The organism is Bacillus cereus group sp. N24, from assembly GCF_016483345.1.
In the GTDB taxonomy this organism is placed as follows: domain Bacteria; phylum Bacillota; class Bacilli; order Bacillales; family Bacillaceae_G; genus Bacillus_A; species Bacillus_A toyonensis.
On sequence record NZ_JAEHCA010000012.1, the window covers coordinates 83,034 to 101,311 of the forward strand.

Sequence of the window (18,278 nt, forward strand, 5' to 3'; positions counted from 1 at the left end):
CAAGGGAAAAAAGATTCCTAGGAAAGAGGGAGGATAAAATAAATGATTGATTTACATTGTCACATTTTACATGGCATCGATGACGGTGCACAAACCGTAACAGATAGTTTAGCGATGGCACAAAAGGCCGCAGCAGAAGGAATACATACAATTGTCGCAACGCCGCACCATCAAAATGGGAAATATATAAATGAACGTACCTCCATTATTCATAAAGTAAAACAACTAAATGATGAACTACAACAACATAATATTCCACTTACCATTTTACCAGGGCAAGAGGTCAGGTTATATGGTGATTTATTAGAAGACTATGAAGCTGGTAAAATCGTTACCTTAAACGAAACAAATAAATATATATTCATTGAATTTCCATCTAATCACGTACCGCGTTATGCTGAACAATTATTATACGACTTACGTGTTAAGGGAATGATTCCAATTATTGTTCATCCAGAACGTAATGCCGAGTTAATCGAGCGACCTGATAAGTTATATAACCTTGTAAGCAAAGGGACATTAACGCAAGTGACGGCAGGTAGTTTATTAGGGAAATTCGGAAAGAAAATTAAAAAGTTTTCACTACAACTTGTGGAGCATAATTTAACGCATATGATTGCTTCTGATGCGCATAACACAACGTCAAGAGGATTTCATTTAGCGGAAAGCTACGAATTAATTGAAAAAGAATTCGGAATGAGTGTTATGAGCGATTTGAAAGAAAATCCGTATTTATTAATTAGTGGGAAGGCGATTTATAAAGAAGACCCAGAACAAATCCGTCGTAAAAAATTGTTCGGTATTTTTTAATAAAGAACAGGTGATGTCTCCTGACCGTTATCAATGGGGGCACTCGGTCGTGCTGTGGGTAGAAAATTTATTTTCGAACCTACCTTAGACGCTTGTCGTCGGGAGTATGGCGTGAGGTTGGGTTAGATGCCCATATTTTATTTATAATAGAAACTCTACCTATGGAGTTATAACTATAACTCCATAGGTAGGGTTTTTGTTATTGTTACATATAAATAAAAAGATATGGGGGACTAAAATTGAAAAAGGTAAGAAAAGCGATTATTCCAGCTGCTGGTCTTGGGACAAGATTTTTACCAGCGACGAAAGCGATGCCAAAGGAAATGTTGCCGATCGTTGATAAGCCGACAATTCAATACATAATAGAAGAAGCGATTGAATCAGGAATTGAAGATATTATTATTGTTACTGGAAAAGGAAAGCGCGCGATTGAAGATCATTTTGATCATTCATTCGAACTAGAACAAAACCTTTTAGAAAAAGGAAAGTATGAAATGCTTGAAAAGGTACAAGCTTCTTCAAGAATTAACATCCACTACATAAGACAAAAGGAACCGAAAGGACTTGGGCATGCAGTATGGTGTGCACGTAAGTTTATTGGAAATGAACCATTTGCGGTATTACTTGGTGATGATATTGTCCAGGCGGAAACGCCATGTTTACGTCAATTAATGGATCAATATGAAGGTACACAGTCGTCAGTTATTGGTGTACAAACAGTACCTGAAAATGAAACACATCGTTACGGTATTATCGATCCAGTTGAACAAAACGAGCGTCGTTATCAAGTACGTCAATTTGTTGAAAAACCAGCCCAAGGAACAGCACCATCAAATTTAGCGATTATGGGTCGTTACGTATTAACACCAGAAATTTTTATGTTCCTTGAAAACCAACAAACAGGTGCGGGTGGAGAGATTCAATTAACGGATGCAATTCAACGTTTAAATGAAATTCAACGAGTGTTTGCATATGATTTTGAAGGAACTCGTTACGATGTTGGAGAGAAATTTGGATTTATTAAAACGACGATTGAAATGGCACTTCAGCATGAAGAATTGAAAGAAGAATTGATGAAATATATGAATGAGCTTGTAAAGAAAGAAAATATACATGCATAAAGGTGAGGTGGGAGAGCATTGAACTTGGTAAAAGTATCAAGCGGAGAATTGGAAAAGGAAAATAATATAGAGCTTGATTTGAAAAAAGTAAATGCAAGTAAAGGATATTTAGTAGCTAAACGTTGTATTGATTTTATTGGAGCGTTATGTGGACTAATTTTATTATCTCCTGTTTTTTTGATTGTAGCAGTGTTAATTAAATATCAAGATCCGAAAGGACCTGTGTTGTTTAAACAGATTCGTATTGGAAAAAATGGAAAAGAATTTTATATGTATAAGTTTCGCTCAATGGTTGTAGACGCGGAAGAGAAATTAAAGGATTTATTAAAACATAATGAAGTATCTGGTGCGATGTTTAAAATGAAAGAGGATCCTCGAGTTACAAGAATTGGGAAACTTATTCGAAAAACAAGTATTGATGAACTACCACAATTATTAAATGTATTAAAAGGTGAAATGAGCTTAGTAGGACCACGTCCACCACTTCCCAGAGAAGTAAAGGAATATACAGCATATGATAGGCAGCGTTTACTTGTTACTCCAGGATGTGCGGGGCTTTGGCAAGTAACAGAGAGAAATAGTGTCGGATTCAAAGAAATGGTCGATCTAGATTTAGAATATATAAACAAACGAAGTGTAATCTATGATTTGAAAATTATTTTTAAAACGATTCAAATTATGATTAAGTCTAATGGTGCATCTTAGTAGTAGTAGCTAACTCGTAGAAAAGAGGTTGGAAAAATGGATAAAAAGATTTGTGTAATGGGTCTAGGATATATTGGGTTACCAACTGCTAGTTTACTAGCAACTAAAGGATTTCAAGTACTTGGTGTCGATGTAAATGAAAACGCAGTTGAAATGATTAATAGTGGTAAAGTACATATTTATGAACCAGACTTAGATATTTTAGTTAAAGCAGCTGTACAGAGCGGGAAGTTGAAGGCCTCATTACAGCCTGAAGAAGCTGACATTTTCATTTTGGCAGTACCAACGCCATTTAAAGATGAACATAAACCAGATTTAGCATATGTAGAAGCTGCAGCAAAAACAATCGCTCCTGTTATAAAAAATGGGGATATTGTTATTCTTGAATCTACAAGCCCAATCGGTACAACGGAAAAAGTAGCGGAATGGATTTTAGAAGAGCGATTAGATTTAACAACTTCTGAGGAAATGCATAGTGAAAAAGGTAGAATTTATGTGTCGCATTGTCCAGAACGTGTATTGCCAGGGCATATCTTAAAGGAACTAGTAGAAAATGATCGTATTATCGGTGGATTGGATAAAGAATCTACCAAGCGTACAGTAGAGTTTTATAAACAATTTGTAAAAGGAAAAATTCTTGATACGAATGCAAGAACAGCAGAGATGGCGAAGTTGACTGAGAACTCTTTCCGTGATGTAAATATCGCCTTTGCAAACGAACTATCGTTAATATGTGATAAGTTAAATATTAATGTTTGGGAATTAATTCGTTTAGCAAATCGTCACCCTCGTGTAAATATTTTACAACCTGGTCCAGGTGTAGGTGGACATTGTATTGCTGTAGATCCTTGGTTTATTGTAGATGCTGCACCTGAAGAAGCAAAACTTATACATACTGCAAGAAATGTAAATGATTATAAACCAATGTATGTTGTTGAAAAAGTAAAAGAAAAAGCAAATCGCTTTAAAAATCCAGTGATTGCTTGTTTAGGACTAGCATTTAAAGCAAACATAGATGATTTACGTGAAAGCCCAGCCCTAGAAATTGTTAAACATTTAGCTGCATCTAGTGTAGGAGAAGTTATTGCAGTAGAGCCACATGTAAATGAATTACCAGCTTCTCTTCAAGAAAAAGGAATTTCTCTTCTTTCAACTGAAGAAGCTGTAGTTAAATCAGATATTATTTTAGTATTAGTTGATCATGAAGTTTTTAGTTCAATTGACTTTGATCAATTGAAAGAGAAAGTAGTTATTGATACAAAGGGATTTATCAAATAATATTTATTTAATAAAATATAAAACATTTAATTGCAGAGTGCTTTTCATTCTAGATAAAGCACTCTGTTATTTTTATTTTTAGATGGTATGGCGGTATAAATCTAAAAAAAATTTATGTAAATTATTAAAGAAAGAGTTGAAAAGATAGTGAGATTATTAGTACTTACTAATATGTATCCAAAAGAAACCGAATTATATAGAAATGCTTTTATACATCGTCGAGTTGTACAATATATACATAGAGATTGTGATGTTCGGGTCTTTGTGATGGATAAAAATAAAGATAAATATGGAACATATAGTTTTGATGGTATTAATGTAGTTGAAGGAAATAGAAATTGTCTTTTGGATTGTATAAGGGACTATAAACCAGATAAAATTTTGATTCATTTTATTGATAAGGATATGATGAGTACGTTAAAAGATTTAGAATTTTCTTATCCTTCTATTGTGTGGGTTCATGGAGTAGAGGCATTGGGATGGTACAGAAGGTTATTTAATCTATATAATAAAGGTTTCATTAAATATATTCTTCGTAATATGATACAAATGTATAGTTTGAAAAAATTTATTGAGAAAACAAAGAATAAGAATGTTACTTTTGTTTTTGTTTCAGAGTGGATGAAGCATATTACAGAAACCGACACGTTAACTAAAATCGAGAAATATGAAGTTATTCCTAATGTAATTGATACAAATGTTTTTCAATATGAAGAAAAAGATAAATTTTTAAGGAAAAAAATATTATTAATTCGACCATTTGAGTCTCGAAAATATGCTAATGATATAGCGATACAGGCTATTGTAGAGTTAAGTAAAAGAGATGTTTTTAAAGATATGGAATTCACCATATATGGTAAAGGAAGGCTATTTGATGAGTTAATACAGCCACTATTAAATTTTGAAAATGTTCATATTTATAATAAATACCTAACTCATGGTGAGATTGCAAACGAACACAAAAAAAATGGTATATTCCTATGTCCAACAAGACAAGATTCTCAAGGGGTTTCGATGTGTGAGGCTATGGCCAGTGGGTTAGTCCCTATTACTTCGCACAATACAGCAATTCCCGAATTTGTTACAAATAAAATGACTGGTTTTACGACAAAGAATTATAAAGAAATAGCTGATAGTATAGAACAGTTATATAATAATGCAGATTTATTTTCTAAGATGTCAAAGGCAACAGCTCAGTCTATAATTAGTAAATGTAATCCAGTAGATGTAATTGATAAAGAATTGAACTTAATTATGTCTAAATAAAAGTTTATTGAATGTTGGGAGTATATGTATGAAAGCAGGGTTATTAAAGAAATTTCTCTCTTTTTCTATTGGAAGTTGGTTAAGTATAATAATTGGTTTTATTAGCACACCTATTATTACAAGAATACTTTCCCCAGAAGAATTTGGGAAATCATCATTATTTATGGTGATTTTAAATGTCTTATTATTGATTTCATTATTTGGAACAGATCAAAGCTTTGTCCGTTTTTTTTATGAAAAAGATAAAGAATCTAGAAAAAAATTATTATGGGATTGTTTAAAACCACCGTTTGTTAGTTTTATAGTTCTGTCTATAATTCTTTTAATTTTTTATAAACAAGCTTCATTCTTTGTATTTTCCGAAGAAAGTATATGGCTAGTGTTAATTTTAGTTTTTTCTTTATTTGTGCAGATTGCTAATAGATATGCAGTTTTAGTTATTAGGATGGAACAAAGAGGATTATTATTCTCATTACTACAATTATTTAACAAGTTATTTGAGTTTATAGGTATTTTAGTATTTGCTTATTGTTTAGGGACAACTTATAAAATATTAATTTATTCTCAAGCATTAAGTTATTTCTTTGTTACCATTATTGCGATTGTATGTGCATTATCTTATTGGAATTTTTTTAAAAGAAGTAAAGTGAAATCACACGAGAGTATGAAAGAAATTATATATTATGGAATTCCTTTATCAATTACGTTATTAATTACATGGTTATTTCAGTCAATTGATAGAATTGCTATTAAACATTGGTCTACACTTACAGAGTTAGGATTATATACAGCCGCATTTAAAATCATCTCGATTTTAATGATTATTCAAACTACCTTTACGACATTTTGGGTTCCAGTAAGTTACGAACGTTATGCTAAGAATCCTGAAGAAACAGGATTCTTTTCAAATATGAATCAAATTATTACATTAGTGATGTTTATAGTAGGAATTGGAACTTTAATGTTCAAAGATATAATTATATATCTACTAGGATCTAATTATAGAGAAGCAGCAAATATTATGCCATTTCTTGTATTTCTTCCAGTTATGTATACAATTTCAGAAACTAGCGTGATAGGTATTAATTTTTTTAAAAAAACAAAGTGGCACATTGTGATTTCAATAATCGCTTGTTTGGTTAATGTTATTGGGAATATTATTTTAGTCCCAAATCTAGGGGCTAAAGGGGCAGCGATTTCAACAGGGATTGCTTATTTCATTTTTGCTAGCCTACGTACACATATTTCTTTAATGTATTACAAAGTAGATTATGGTTTAAAGAAATTTTATTTTTCGAGTCTATTATTAATTATCTATTCTTATATTAATACTCAATATGATTCTACATTATTGAATTTCACATTAGGTATAATTAGTATAGTAATTATATGTACTTTATATAAGAACATTTTAATGAGTGTTTTATATAAAAAAATAATTTAGAAGACAAGATACAGAATAGAGAGGAGGGTCATTACATATCATATGTAATGAATAAATATTGAAGGTATTAGGCATTCTATTAATTTTATTATTCACATCAATACCTTTATTTCTTAACTTTAAGAGGGGGAGCACCTTAGTTATATATTTTACTATGGCTTTTATTGCTTCCAATCTATATTTAAATATAGATACAGGTGGCTCAACAGTCTATGTACATTCTCTTTTAATGGTATTAATATTTTATATATTTGTTATCAAAATTGCTTTATTAAAAGTACGGGGAAATTCAATTTATAAAGATTCGTATTTTAACATAGTAATGGCATTGACGTTGGTTAATCTCATTTTTGTGTATCAATTTCTTTTTATAAATAAATTAGAGTCAATTCTTTTTGTTAGAACCTGGGTTAGTTATTTATGCATACAATTACTAATAATTGTATTGTATAACTTATCAAAAAAAGGATTAGCAGAGTATACCATTATAAATAGTATACTTATATTTTCTTTTTCAAATTCAATTTTATCGATATTACAGTTTGTCACTAATAAAACATTATTAATAGGGAACTTTAATAATAGCATAAATTATACAGAAGGATTAATGGTAGTTAAAAGAGTTGTGGGATTTGTAGGAGCAAATAATGGGGCCGGTAATTTAGCGGCGATTTTATATCCAGTTCTTTTATATGCGCTAGTAAAAAGAAAAAATTTATATACGTTGGTAGTATTTATATTAAACGTAATTTTTGTAATATTAACTTTGACAAGGGTTGGTATGCTAGCAATAATAGTCTCAACTACTATTTATTATATTTTTACTCAAACGAAATCTAAGGAAAAAATATTAGGCAGGATGCTTTCTATAGTTTCTATGGCTTTAATGTTAGGTTTGTTTTATGTCTTATATGGAAATAAGTTAATAGATTTATTGTTTAAATATAGAGGAGAGACAGGGGATTATAGATTATATCAATTTGAGTTTGCGGGAAATCTTATTAAGGAAAATTTGTGGTTTGGAATAGGAGCTGGCAATTTTAATGATATAGTTTCTATAAAATTTAATATTCCTCAGATCGGAATTTTACATTCCCAGTGGCTAAATATTATAGTTGAACAGGGAATTATAAGTTTTTTACTAATAATGATTATTAATTTAATAATATTCCTTCGTATGATAAGGGTGTATAACAAACAAAATTTGTGGCTCCCATTATCGTTATTCTTAGGTAATGCTATTGTAATTAATGCAAATGCTAATCAATATTATGAAATAAATAATTTTATTTTTTACTTTATAGTATGTGGTTTATTATTTTCTAAACATGAAAATTCGAGAAATATTATGAAATAAGGGTGTTAAATGATGAAAATATTATTTATTGCGACACAGCTCCCTCCCTTTATTGGTTCTGGTAATGTAAGAGCTTTAAACTATATTAATTACTTAAACCGTTTAGGGCATGAGATAGATGTAATTGCAGTAGATTATCCTAAGGATTCTATCGCATATGATAAAAATTTAGAGGCTGTATTTGATAAAGAAGTGCGAGTTCATAGGGTGAATCCTGGTCTTCTTTATAATCTTTCTTATACTAAGAAATTAAATGTTAACAAGGATGCTATTAAGACAAGGAAAAAATTAAATTTAAAAAAGAAGATTGGTGGACTTGTAAAAAGGAATATCTTAATTCCAGATCCCTTTTTGCAATGGATTAAACCAGCATATAAAAAGGCATTGTCCTTATTAAAGGATAATGAGGGATATACTTGTATATTTTCAATGCACGAAACGCCTTCTAGTCATATCGTTGCGTATAAGATTAAAAAAAAATATCCCAATTTGCCATGGATAGGATATTGGAGTGACCCTTGGAATGGCGATAGTTTAAGAAAAGATAGATCTGGTATAAAAATGTTAATAGAAGAGAAAATTGAAAAGAATCTTATTAAAAAAGTAGATAAATTGCTTTTTACAACTGATAGTACTAGAAATATGTATATTAATAAATATAATTTAAATGAAGATGTTACAGATATTGTATATCGTGGTTTCGATGAAGATTTATATTCAGATATAGAGAATAGGGAAGAAAAGCCATTAGAGTTAAACAATAATAAAATTAATATTGTACATACTGGGACAATTTATAAGGAATTACGTGATATTACCCCACTATGTAATGTACTAGACAAACTGCAAATTGAAGATAGGGAATTATTTGAGAGATTACAGTTCATTTTTATTGGTCAATTTGATAATAAATCGGATGAATTGAGATTAAATAAGCTTAATAATGTGGTAATAAAGCCACTTATTCCTTATAAGGAAGCATTAAAGTATATGGTATATGCAGATGTTTTGTTGTTATATGGAAATAAAAATAGTACGCAGATACCTGGAAAAGTATATGAATATATAGGAAGTAAAGCATCTATGTGGACAATACTAGGTGACGAACAAGATGAACTAGGGCATCTTGTTCGTCAAATTGATAAGGGGCCTATTGTGCTGAATGAGGAAGCAGAGATATTAGAGGCAATCCAGTCTTTAAATAATATGATGTTGGGAACAAACACACGGGAAGATTGGAAGAAACCAGCAACTACTTATAATTGGGAGAATATAGCTAGGGATTTAGAGAGTAAGATATCTGGATTAAGGGCCCGCTAACTAAGTGTTTTGTTGAATATAGTTTAATAATAAAGGAGGGAAGAGTTTGAGGATTTTGCATGTTTCGTTAGGTTTACCGCCATATCGTACAGGTGGCTTAACAAAATATTCATTGGATTTAATGATTGAACAATCTAATGAACATAATGTCTTTCTGTTATACCCTGGAAAGTTTACTGTTTCCCAAAAAGTGGCTGTTAAAAAAAATAAACCATATGAAGGCATAGGGGTTTACGAATTAGTAAACCCTTTACCTATTTCTTTATTAAATGGTATTAATCAACCGCCTTTATTTATGAAAAAAATAGATAAATGCATTTATGAAGATTTTCTAAAAAAGATAAATCCAGATGTTATTCATGTTCACACATTAATGGGAATGCATAAAGAATTTTTTGAAATAGCAAAAGAGTTATCTATAAAAATAATATTTACTACACATGATTATTTTGGCCTTTGCCCCAAAGCAAATTTAATGGATGCAGAAGGGAAAATTTGTGAGGATTATGAATCTGGTCGTAGTTGCCTGTCGTGTAATGTTAATGCTCTAAGTATTCCAATGATATATGCCATGCAATCCTATCCATATCGTTATTTAAAAGATAGCCGGATTGTCAAGAGATTAAGAAGGTTAAAAAAGAACCAAACCAAAGAGAATATAGGAATAGCCGATGTAACAGGCGAGGTAAAAAAATTAGATGACAGTCTGGCAATTCAATATGTAGAATTACGCGAGTATTATTTAGACATATTGAAATTGGTAGATTATTTTCATTTCAATAGTTCCATTGCAAAAGAGCAGTTCGAAAGCTTTTTAGATGTAAAAGGAAAAGTGATTTCCATTAGTCATAAAGATATTTATGATCACCGTCAAGAGCGTTTATATAGAACAGAGAAGAGCTCGATTTTAAGGTTTGGCTATCTGGGCCCTGTAGACGTATATAAAGGTTTTTATGCTTTAAAAGATACATTGGATTGCTTGAAGGAAAATGGATATGAAAATTGGCATTTAAATGTATATGGTGATTTTTTAAATGATCCAGAAACCTATAATCCAAAGAATTATACTTTTCATGGGCGATATGAGTACAGTCAATTAAAAGAAATGTTTAATGGAATTGATTTGTTAATTGTTCCAAGTATTTGGAAAGAAACATTTGGATTTATTGGGCTAGAAGCTCAATCTTATGGCGTTCCAATCATGGTTTCTGAACATGTGGGATTTAAGGATCTAATAAAAGACGAGGAGACTGGATTTATTTATAAAACAGATGGAAGTGATTTTATTAGTAAATTATCTTCAATATTAGATAACCCTTTGAAACTAGAGAGAATAAATGAAAATATATCTAAAATGAAATTCCCTTACATTATGCAACAACATACGAATGAAATAATAAACCTATATCAAGAGGTAAGAGCAGGAGTAGAAGAATAAATGAGGCATGTATTTATAATCGGATCCAAAGGGATTCCCGCAAAATATGGTGGATTCGAAACATTTGTAGAATACTTAACAGCTCGAAAGCAAAGTGAAGATATTCAGTATCACGTATCTTGCCTAGCTAATAATAATGATGAGTTCAAGCATAATAATGCAAGATGCTTTAATGTAAAAACACCTGAAATCGGTAGTGCTAAAGCAGTAGCATATGATATTTTAAGTTTAAAAGAGTGCATCCGTTATATTAAAAGAAATAACCTGACAAACTGCATTGTTTACGTGCTTGCTTGTCGTATTGGACCATTTTTTTCTTTCTATAAAAGTAAGCTAGAAAAAATGGGTGTAAAGGTATTTGTAAATCCAGATGGACATGAGTGGAAAAGAAGTAAATGGAGTCCAACTATTAGAACATATTGGAAAATATCTGAGAAATTAATGGTTAAAAATGCAGATTTATTAGTGTGTGATTCTAAAGGAATTGAGTCATATATTAAAACAGACTATAAAAATTATAGCCCTAAGACGACATTTATTGCCTACGGTGCGGATGTTACATCATCATCTTTAGAAGACGATGATGTAAAACTAAACGAATGGTATAAGAAACATGATATAAGTGCCAATGAATATTACTTAGTAGTTGGTCGTTTCGTTCCAGAGAACAATTATGAGTTAATGGTCCGTGAATTTATGAAATCAGATTCTAAAAAAGACTTTGTGATTATTTCTAACGTTGAACAAAATCAATTTTATCAAGATTTATTAGCAAAGACGAATTTTGATAACGATCCTCGTGTTAAGTTTGTTGGAACAGTATATGATCAAGAACTATTGAAGAAAGTTCGTGAAAATGCATTTGCATATTTCCATGGGCATGAAGTAGGTGGAACAAATCCATCATTATTAGAAGCATTGGCTTCTACAAAATTAAATATGCTTTTAGATGTAGTGTTTAATAGAGAGGTTGGAGAAGAAGGAGCTGTTTACTTTTCTAAAGAAAGTGGCTCTTTAGCTAACTTAATTCATGATGTTGAGCGATATTCACAAGAGCAAATTGATGAACTGGGTAGTAAGGCGAAAGATAGAATTATCCATGAATACTCATGGGAGAAAATTGTAAGTGATTATGAATCTTTATTTTTAAAGTCATAACAGAAGTTAGAAGGGGATGAATCTAGGCAGATTTATTCCCTATTTCTATGATATAAAAAGGAGTGCGAGTAATTTATGAAAGGTATTATTCTAGCTGGAGGTAGTGGAACGCGATTATATCCACTGACGCAAGCTGTATCAAAGCAATTGTTACCCGTTTACGATAAGCCAATGATTTATTATCCATTATCAGTATTAATGCTTGCTGGTATTCAAGAAATTTTAATTATATCTACACCACAGGATACGCCTCGTTTTAAAGAGCTATTGGGAGATGGTTCACAGTTTGGAATAAAGCTTGAATATGCTGTACAACCTTCTCCAGATGGCTTAGCTCAGGCATTTATTATTGGAGAAGAGTTTATTGGCGATGACTCTGTAGCTCTTGTTCTTGGTGATAATTTATTCTATGGACATGGTTTAACAAAATTATTACAAAACGCTGTAGAACGTCAAGAAGGGGCAACTGTTTTTGGATATTATGTAAATGATCCAGAACGTTTTGGGGTAGTGGAATTTGATGAAGATGGAAAGGCTATTTCTATTGAAGAGAAACCTCAAGAGCCAAAATCGCATTATGCTGTAACAGGTTTATATTTTTATGACAATCGGGTTGTGGAAATTGCAAAGAATATTAAGCCTTCACCTCGTGGTGAATTGGAAATTACTGATATAAATAAAGTTTATTTACAACTACAAGAGTTACACGTTGAAATTCTTGGACGTGGTTTTTCTTGGTTGGACTCTGGAACGCACGAGTCATTATTAGAAGCATCTCAATTCATTGAAACAATTGAAAAACGTCAAAGTTTAAAGGTAGCTTGTTTAGAGGAAATAGCGTTTAGAAAAGGATATATTACCCGTGAGCAACTACTTGAATTAGCAGAGCCAATGAAAAAAAATCAATACGGTCAATATTTAATTCGATTGGCAGAACAAAGTAAACAAAAACAACCAATTTATCAATAAAGGAGTACGTATAATGAAGATTGTTGAAACTAAAATTCCTGATGTAGTTATTTTAGAGCCTAAAGTATTTGGCGATCATCGCGGATATTTTATGGAAAGTTATAATAAAGAGATTTTTAATAAGCTTGGTTTAGATTATGAGTTTATTCAGGATAATCAATCTTTATCCGTACCAGCCGGAACATTACGTGGATTACATTTTCAGTTAAATCCTAAAGCACAGACGAAGATAGTACGCTGTATCACAGGTGCTATTTATGATGTAGCTGTTGATATTCGTAAAGGTTCACCTACATATGGCCAATGGATTGGTGTTATTTTAAGTGAACATAATAAGCGCCAATTAGTCGTACCAAAAGGATTTGCACACGGATTTTGTACATTAGTGCCAAATTCGACAGTGGCTTACAAAGTAGATGAATACTATTCCCCTAATCATGATGCAGGTATTCTATGGAATGATCCAGCATTAGGAATCGATTGGCCGGTAAGTGAACCGATTCTTTCAGAAAAGGATACTAAACATCCACTATTAGAAGAAGCAAATATTAATTTTGTGTACGGGAAATAAGGAGGAATAACATGAAAGTATTAGTAACGGGTGGCGCAGGGTTTATTGGAAGTAATTTTGTTCGATATATGGTGAAGAAGTATCCTGAATATAATATTGTAAATTTAGATGCGCTAACATATGCAGGGAATTTAGAGAACCTAAAAGATATTGAAGAATTATCTAATTACAAATTTATCAAAGGCGATATAGCAGATCGTCAGTTTATTAATCAATTATTTAAAGAAGAAAATTTTGATTATGTGTTAAATTTCGCAGCAGAGTCGCATGTTGATAGAAGTATTACAAATCCTGATATCTTTATTCAAACAAACATTCAAGGTACACAAGTATTACTAGATGCCGCTAAAAATGCGGAAGTAAAAAAATACTTGCAAGTTTCAACAGATGAGGTATATGGAACTTTAGGCGAAACTGGTTACTTTACGGAAGAAACACCTTTGGCATCAAATAGTCCGTATAGTTCAAGTAAAGCTGGTGCAGACCTATTAGTTCGTGCTTATCATGAAACATTTGGTTTACCAGTAAATATTACACGTTGTTCAAATAATTATGGACCATTTCATTTCCCAGAAAAGTTAATTCCTTTAATGATTATTAATGCACTGAATGATAAACAATTACCTGTATATGGTGATGGTTTAAATGTACGTGATTGGTTACATGTGGAAGACCATTGCCAGGCAATCGATTTAGTACTTCATAAAGGAAAAAATGGTGAAGTGTACAATGTTGGTGGAAACAATGAACGTACAAACATTGAAATCGTAAAAACAATCTTAAAAGCATTGGATAAACCAGAATCTCTGATTAAGTATGTTACAGATCGTCCAGGTCATGATCGCCGTTACGCAATTGATGCAACAAAACTCCGTGAAGAATTAGGGTGGTCACCGAAGTACAACTTTGATACAGGTATTGAGCAAACTATTAAATGGTATTTAGAAAATCAAGATTGGTGGAAAAATATTATTTCTGGAGAATACCAAGAATACTTCAAGAATCAATATGCGAATAGATTAGAGGTATAAAACATGAAAGTATTAGTAACAGGGGCTAAAGGTCAATTAGGACAAGATGTATTATGTTTATTAGAAAATCAACAATGGGAAGTTTTTGGATTTGGTAGAGAAGAGCTAGATATTACAAATGAAGAAAAAGTACGTGAAAAAGTACTATCTATAAATCCTGATATTATTATTCATACAGCAGCATATACACAAGTAGATCAAGCTGAGAGTGATGAAGAAACTGCTTTCAAGGTTAATGCTGAAGGTACAAAATATTTAGCGCAAGCTGCCGAAGCAGTGAAAGCAAAGTTTTGTTATGTAAGTACTGATTACGTTTTTGATGGCACGAAAAATGAACCATATAAAGTGGATGATCAAACGAATCCTCAAACTGTATATGGTAGCTCAAAATTAGCTGGAGAACATTATACACAAAAGTATTGTTCAAAAAGTTATATTGTCAGAACGTCTTGGGTATTTGGCTTATACGGTAATAATTTTGTGAAAACGATGTTGCGTTTAGCGGAAGAGAAGACAGAATTAGGAGTTGTTCATGATCAGGTAGGTTCACCAACCTATACACCTGATTTAGCGAGATTTATTATTAATCTTGTGAAAACTGATAAGTATGGCATATATCATGGTTCTAACTCAGGAGTTTGTTCTTGGTATGATTTTGCAAAAGAGATATTCAAGCAATCTAATATTGAAATAGTGGTCAATCCACTAACAACGGAAAACTTTCCAAGGCCTGCTGCACGCCCTAAATACTCAGTGTTGGACAAAGGGATGATTGAAGAAAATGGATTTGAATTGTTCCAAGATTGGAAGGAAGCTTTAAAAGATTTTCTCAAGAAGCTATAAGATAGTGGAAGAATCAGTGGTTTACAAATGATTTGTAAATCTGTATAGTTTTATGTGAAATAATAGTAAGTATAAGATTACTGAATTTGTTATTTGAAAGAAGGAAAAACGATGAAGAAAAAGATTCTATTTTGGATTCTAGGTATCATTGGTGTTCTTGTTATTGCTGGTGGTGTATATGCATATACTGTTTACTCTAATGTATCTAATACGTTAAATACAGTGCATAAGCCTTTGGATCGTGATAAGTCTGACAAACGAGATAAGAAAGTAGAGATTTCGGATAATAAACCTATATCTATTTTACTGATGGGTGTAGATCAGGAAGATAATGGGACAGGTAGGTCGGATTCACTTATGTTATTTACCTTAAACCCAAAAACAAAATCTATGAAAATTACGAGTATTCCACGCGACTCTTATACGGAGATTGTAGGGAAAGGTAAAAAAGATAAAATCAACCATGCCTATGCTTTTGGTGGTATTGATATGTCTGTAAAAACAGTAGAGAATTTCCTAAATGTACCAGTTGATCATTATATTGAAGTAAATATGGCTGGATTTAGAGATATTGTAGATGCTGTTGGCGGTGTTGATGTAAATAACGATTTAGAGTTTACATCAAGAGATCAACATTTTGCTAAAGGTAATATTCATTTAAATGGTGAAACTGCATTAAAGTATACTCGTATGCGTTACGAGGATCCACGCGGTGACTTCGGTCGTCAAATGCGTCAGCGTCAAGTTATCCAAGCGGTAATTAAAAAGGGCGCAAGTGTATCTTCTCTAGCAAGTTATGGTGACGTATTAAAAGCAATTGAGAAAAACGTAAAAACAAGTTTAACGCAAGAGCAAATGTTTGAGATTCAAAAGAACTATAAAGATTGCATGGAGAACAGTGAAGAGATTCAAATCCCAGGCGACGGCCACAAAGCCGCTGATGGCATTTGGTATTACTATGTTCCAGATGCAGCAAAACAAGATATAACGAATAAGTTAAGAGCGCATCTTGAAGTGACTAAATAATATGTAATAACCCAACTCCTTTGGAAGGAGTTGGGTTTATTTTTGCATGGATTTATATTAATATTATATGTTGTGAGATTAATAGATGAGGTGAATCGATGAATAAGAAAGCAGTACTTGTTCTTGTTGTTTTTGTATTGTTTGTTGCTTCGATTGTGAGCGGTAAATTGTACTGGAATAAGAAAGTTGCAAATGCAACGGGACAGACGAGTGAAGTAACGAAGACAAAGGCTGAAGTAAAAGATAGCGGAGCGAAGAAAGAAGAGAAAAAAGCAGAGAAAAAGCAAGATGCGAAGTCATCTTTTAATGAAGCATATGCGAAGAATTTGCCAGATGAAGTGAAAGAGAAGTTGCAGAAAGCTGCTAAAGAGAAAAAGGCAGTGAATCTTGTTATTGTTGGTGATGAAGCTTCTTCATCTGAAAAAGATGCTTGGGCAGCTAAGTTAACAGCTAATTTAGAAACTGCTTACGGTAAAGATTTATGGAATGTGACAGTAAAGGAATATAAGGGTGAAAGTACAGATGAGTTAATCGCGAATAAGCGTGATAAAGAGATCGCGAAAGAAAAGCCAGATGTGATTTTATTTGAGCCACCATTTATTACTGATAACGGTAAAACTGGTAATGGGAACTCTGTTGCGAGTACACAGAAATTTGTTCAAGCACTTTCTACTAGTGCAAAAGGCGTTACAATTATGATTCAACCATCAAACCCAGTGTATGGTGCGAAGAATTATCCGAAAGCAATTGAGGCATTAAAGCAATTTGCAACGCAAAATGGTTATACATATGTTGATCACTGGGGAGCATGGCCTGATGCAGCAACAAAGGCTATTTTACCTTACTTACAAGAAGAGTTTGGTTTCCCAAGTGCTAAAGGACATGAAGTTTGGGCACAATATGTAACGGATTATTTCGTGGCTAAGTAATGAAAGATACACAAAAGGTATGCGAGAAATCGTATGCCTTTTATTTATGTAAGTACGGAGTTACTGTCTAAGCGTAAGGGTTATTTGTTATAGCATAAGTAATTTATTTTCATTTATACAACACGATCACTCCAAAAGTCTGACTTTCCCTTTGAAAAATTTGGTGTCAAATAGTATGATGGTGTAGGAAACGGAGAAAATAACGGAGATATGTGAGTGATTTTATTCCGTTATATTACTTTAAATAGATGTTATTGCGAGGATTTTCATATGGGATTTAAACAAGAAATTAGAAAATTTATTGAAGGAAATAAGCTAGTTCGTACATTGTTAAAAAAGCCTTTAGAATATCGTGCGAATAAGCAATTGCAATTAGTACGAAACAATATTAAACAATATGGAGTAGAGTGTTTACTATTAGTGCAAGAAGCTTTTAAAGAGCATGATCAAGAATTTTGGTTAGATTATGGCACGTTACTTGGAGCTGTGCGAGAAAAAGATTTCATAAGCCATGATTTAGATATGGATATTGGTACGTTTAATATAAGTGAAGAGAAGAAAAGAGCACTAGAGAAAACATTAAATGATAAAGGTGTTAAGACGTTTAGGGAGTTCACAGTTGATGGTCATGTTGTAGAGCAAACTTTCACTTATAAAGGAACTCATATCGATCTTTTCTATTATTTTTCGGAAGATCCTAATAAAGTATGGTGTTACTTCTTTGAAGGAACGGATGAGATGTCGACGCAGGAAAGAGGAACTGAAAAGATCCTTACAGGATGGAAAACGAAAACAGCAAGTTCTACATTGTTAGGAACGAAATTAATGCCATTCAAGGGCGAAGAATTCCCTGTTCCTTCAAATGTTGAAGAGTATCTTATTGAAAACTATGGTCCTAATTATATGATTAAGGATGAGAATTGGGATTTTGCAAATTCTGCTAGTAATATTAAAGTTGTGTCAGCCAATAACGTTGAGGCTATTTATAAATAAAAAGAAGTGCCCCTGTGCA

The 18,278-nt window shown here is 32.1% G+C and carries 17 protein-coding genes; all 17 read left to right on the forward strand.

All coding sequences use genetic code 11. The annotated features are described in order from the left end of the window. The first annotated feature begins 42 nt into the window (after nucleotides 1–42). The 17 genes from JDS95_RS17965 to JDS95_RS18045 all read left to right on the forward strand — a co-directional run bounded on the left by JDS95_RS17965 (nucleotide 43) and on the right by JDS95_RS18045 (nucleotide 18,259). Entirely contained in the window at nucleotides 43–810 is a 768-nt protein-coding gene (locus tag JDS95_RS17965; protein ID WP_000566176.1) for a tyrosine-protein phosphatase, read from the forward strand. 239 nt (nucleotides 811–1,049) lie between these two features. Further along, nucleotides 1,050–1,931 carry a UTP--glucose-1-phosphate uridylyltransferase BpsC gene (gene bpsC / locus JDS95_RS17970; RefSeq protein WP_000757780.1) on the forward strand — a complete coding sequence of 294 codons (882 nt, stop codon included), beginning with the start codon at nucleotides 1,050–1,052 and terminating at the stop codon, nucleotides 1,929–1,931. 18 nt (nucleotides 1,932–1,949) lie between these two features. Then, nucleotides 1,950–2,636, forward strand: a complete 687-nt coding sequence (locus JDS95_RS17975) for a sugar transferase (RefSeq protein WP_001055041.1) — start codon at nucleotides 1,950–1,952, stop codon at nucleotides 2,634–2,636. 36 nt (nucleotides 2,637–2,672) lie between these two features. Further along, a complete protein-coding gene (wecC, locus tag JDS95_RS17980; protein ID WP_000358346.1) occupies nucleotides 2,673–3,914 on the forward strand; it encodes a UDP-N-acetyl-D-mannosamine dehydrogenase in 1,242 nt (413 codons plus the stop codon). 147 nt (nucleotides 3,915–4,061) lie between these two features. Then, entirely contained in the window at nucleotides 4,062–5,180 is a 1,119-nt protein-coding gene (locus JDS95_RS17985; RefSeq protein WP_001238552.1) for a glycosyltransferase family 4 protein, read from the forward strand. Between the two features lie 28 nt (nucleotides 5,181–5,208). Further along, nucleotides 5,209–6,624: an oligosaccharide flippase family protein gene (locus tag JDS95_RS17990; protein WP_000643568.1), complete on the forward strand. Its 1,416-nt coding sequence runs from the start codon at nucleotides 5,209–5,211 to the stop codon at nucleotides 6,622–6,624. A gap of 607 nt (nucleotides 6,625–7,231) precedes the next feature. Beyond that, nucleotides 7,232–7,981 carry an O-antigen ligase family protein gene (locus JDS95_RS17995; RefSeq protein ID WP_167545128.1) on the forward strand — a complete coding sequence of 250 codons (750 nt, stop codon included), beginning with the start codon at nucleotides 7,232–7,234 and terminating at the stop codon, nucleotides 7,979–7,981. 12 nt (nucleotides 7,982–7,993) lie between these two features. Further along, nucleotides 7,994–9,301, forward strand: a complete 1,308-nt coding sequence (locus tag JDS95_RS18000; protein ID WP_000697178.1) for a glycosyltransferase family protein — start codon at nucleotides 7,994–7,996, stop codon at nucleotides 9,299–9,301. Nucleotides 9,302–9,347: 46 nt separating this feature from the next. After that, complete coding sequence (locus tag JDS95_RS18005) at nucleotides 9,348–10,739, forward strand: glycosyltransferase (RefSeq protein ID WP_001221353.1); 1,392 nt, start codon at nucleotides 9,348–9,350, stop codon at nucleotides 10,737–10,739. Then, a complete protein-coding gene (gene cps2T, locus JDS95_RS18010; protein WP_001216627.1) occupies nucleotides 10,740–11,897 on the forward strand; it encodes a beta 1-4 rhamnosyltransferase Cps2T in 1,158 nt (385 codons plus the stop codon). It begins immediately after the preceding gene. 75 nt (nucleotides 11,898–11,972) lie between these two features. Continuing rightward, nucleotides 11,973–12,866, forward strand: a complete 894-nt coding sequence (rfbA, locus tag JDS95_RS18015; protein WP_000676107.1) for a glucose-1-phosphate thymidylyltransferase RfbA — start codon at nucleotides 11,973–11,975, stop codon at nucleotides 12,864–12,866. A gap of 13 nt (nucleotides 12,867–12,879) precedes the next feature. Beyond that, nucleotides 12,880–13,437, forward strand: a complete 558-nt coding sequence (gene rfbC / locus JDS95_RS18020; RefSeq protein ID WP_000706203.1) for a dTDP-4-dehydrorhamnose 3,5-epimerase — start codon at nucleotides 12,880–12,882, stop codon at nucleotides 13,435–13,437. An 11-nt stretch (nucleotides 13,438–13,448) separates the two neighbouring features. Continuing rightward, nucleotides 13,449–14,468, forward strand: a complete 1,020-nt coding sequence (gene rfbB / locus JDS95_RS18025) for a dTDP-glucose 4,6-dehydratase (RefSeq protein ID WP_000866930.1) — start codon at nucleotides 13,449–13,451, stop codon at nucleotides 14,466–14,468. A 3-nt stretch (nucleotides 14,469–14,471) separates the two neighbouring features. Continuing rightward, nucleotides 14,472–15,311, forward strand: a complete 840-nt coding sequence (gene rfbD / locus JDS95_RS18030) for a dTDP-4-dehydrorhamnose reductase (RefSeq protein WP_000866887.1) — start codon at nucleotides 14,472–14,474, stop codon at nucleotides 15,309–15,311. 111 nt (nucleotides 15,312–15,422) lie between these two features. After that, a complete protein-coding gene (gene tagU / locus JDS95_RS18035) occupies nucleotides 15,423–16,337 on the forward strand; it encodes a polyisoprenyl-teichoic acid--peptidoglycan teichoic acid transferase TagU (RefSeq protein WP_000727068.1) in 915 nt (304 codons plus the stop codon). A gap of 98 nt (nucleotides 16,338–16,435) precedes the next feature. After that, nucleotides 16,436–17,266, forward strand: a complete 831-nt coding sequence (locus JDS95_RS18040) for an SGNH/GDSL hydrolase family protein (RefSeq protein ID WP_199690705.1) — start codon at nucleotides 16,436–16,438, stop codon at nucleotides 17,264–17,266. Between the two features lie 270 nt (nucleotides 17,267–17,536). Beyond that, complete coding sequence (locus tag JDS95_RS18045; protein WP_000505982.1) at nucleotides 17,537–18,259, forward strand: LicD family protein; 723 nt, start codon at nucleotides 17,537–17,539, stop codon at nucleotides 18,257–18,259. Nucleotides 18,260–18,278 lie beyond the last annotated feature (19 nt).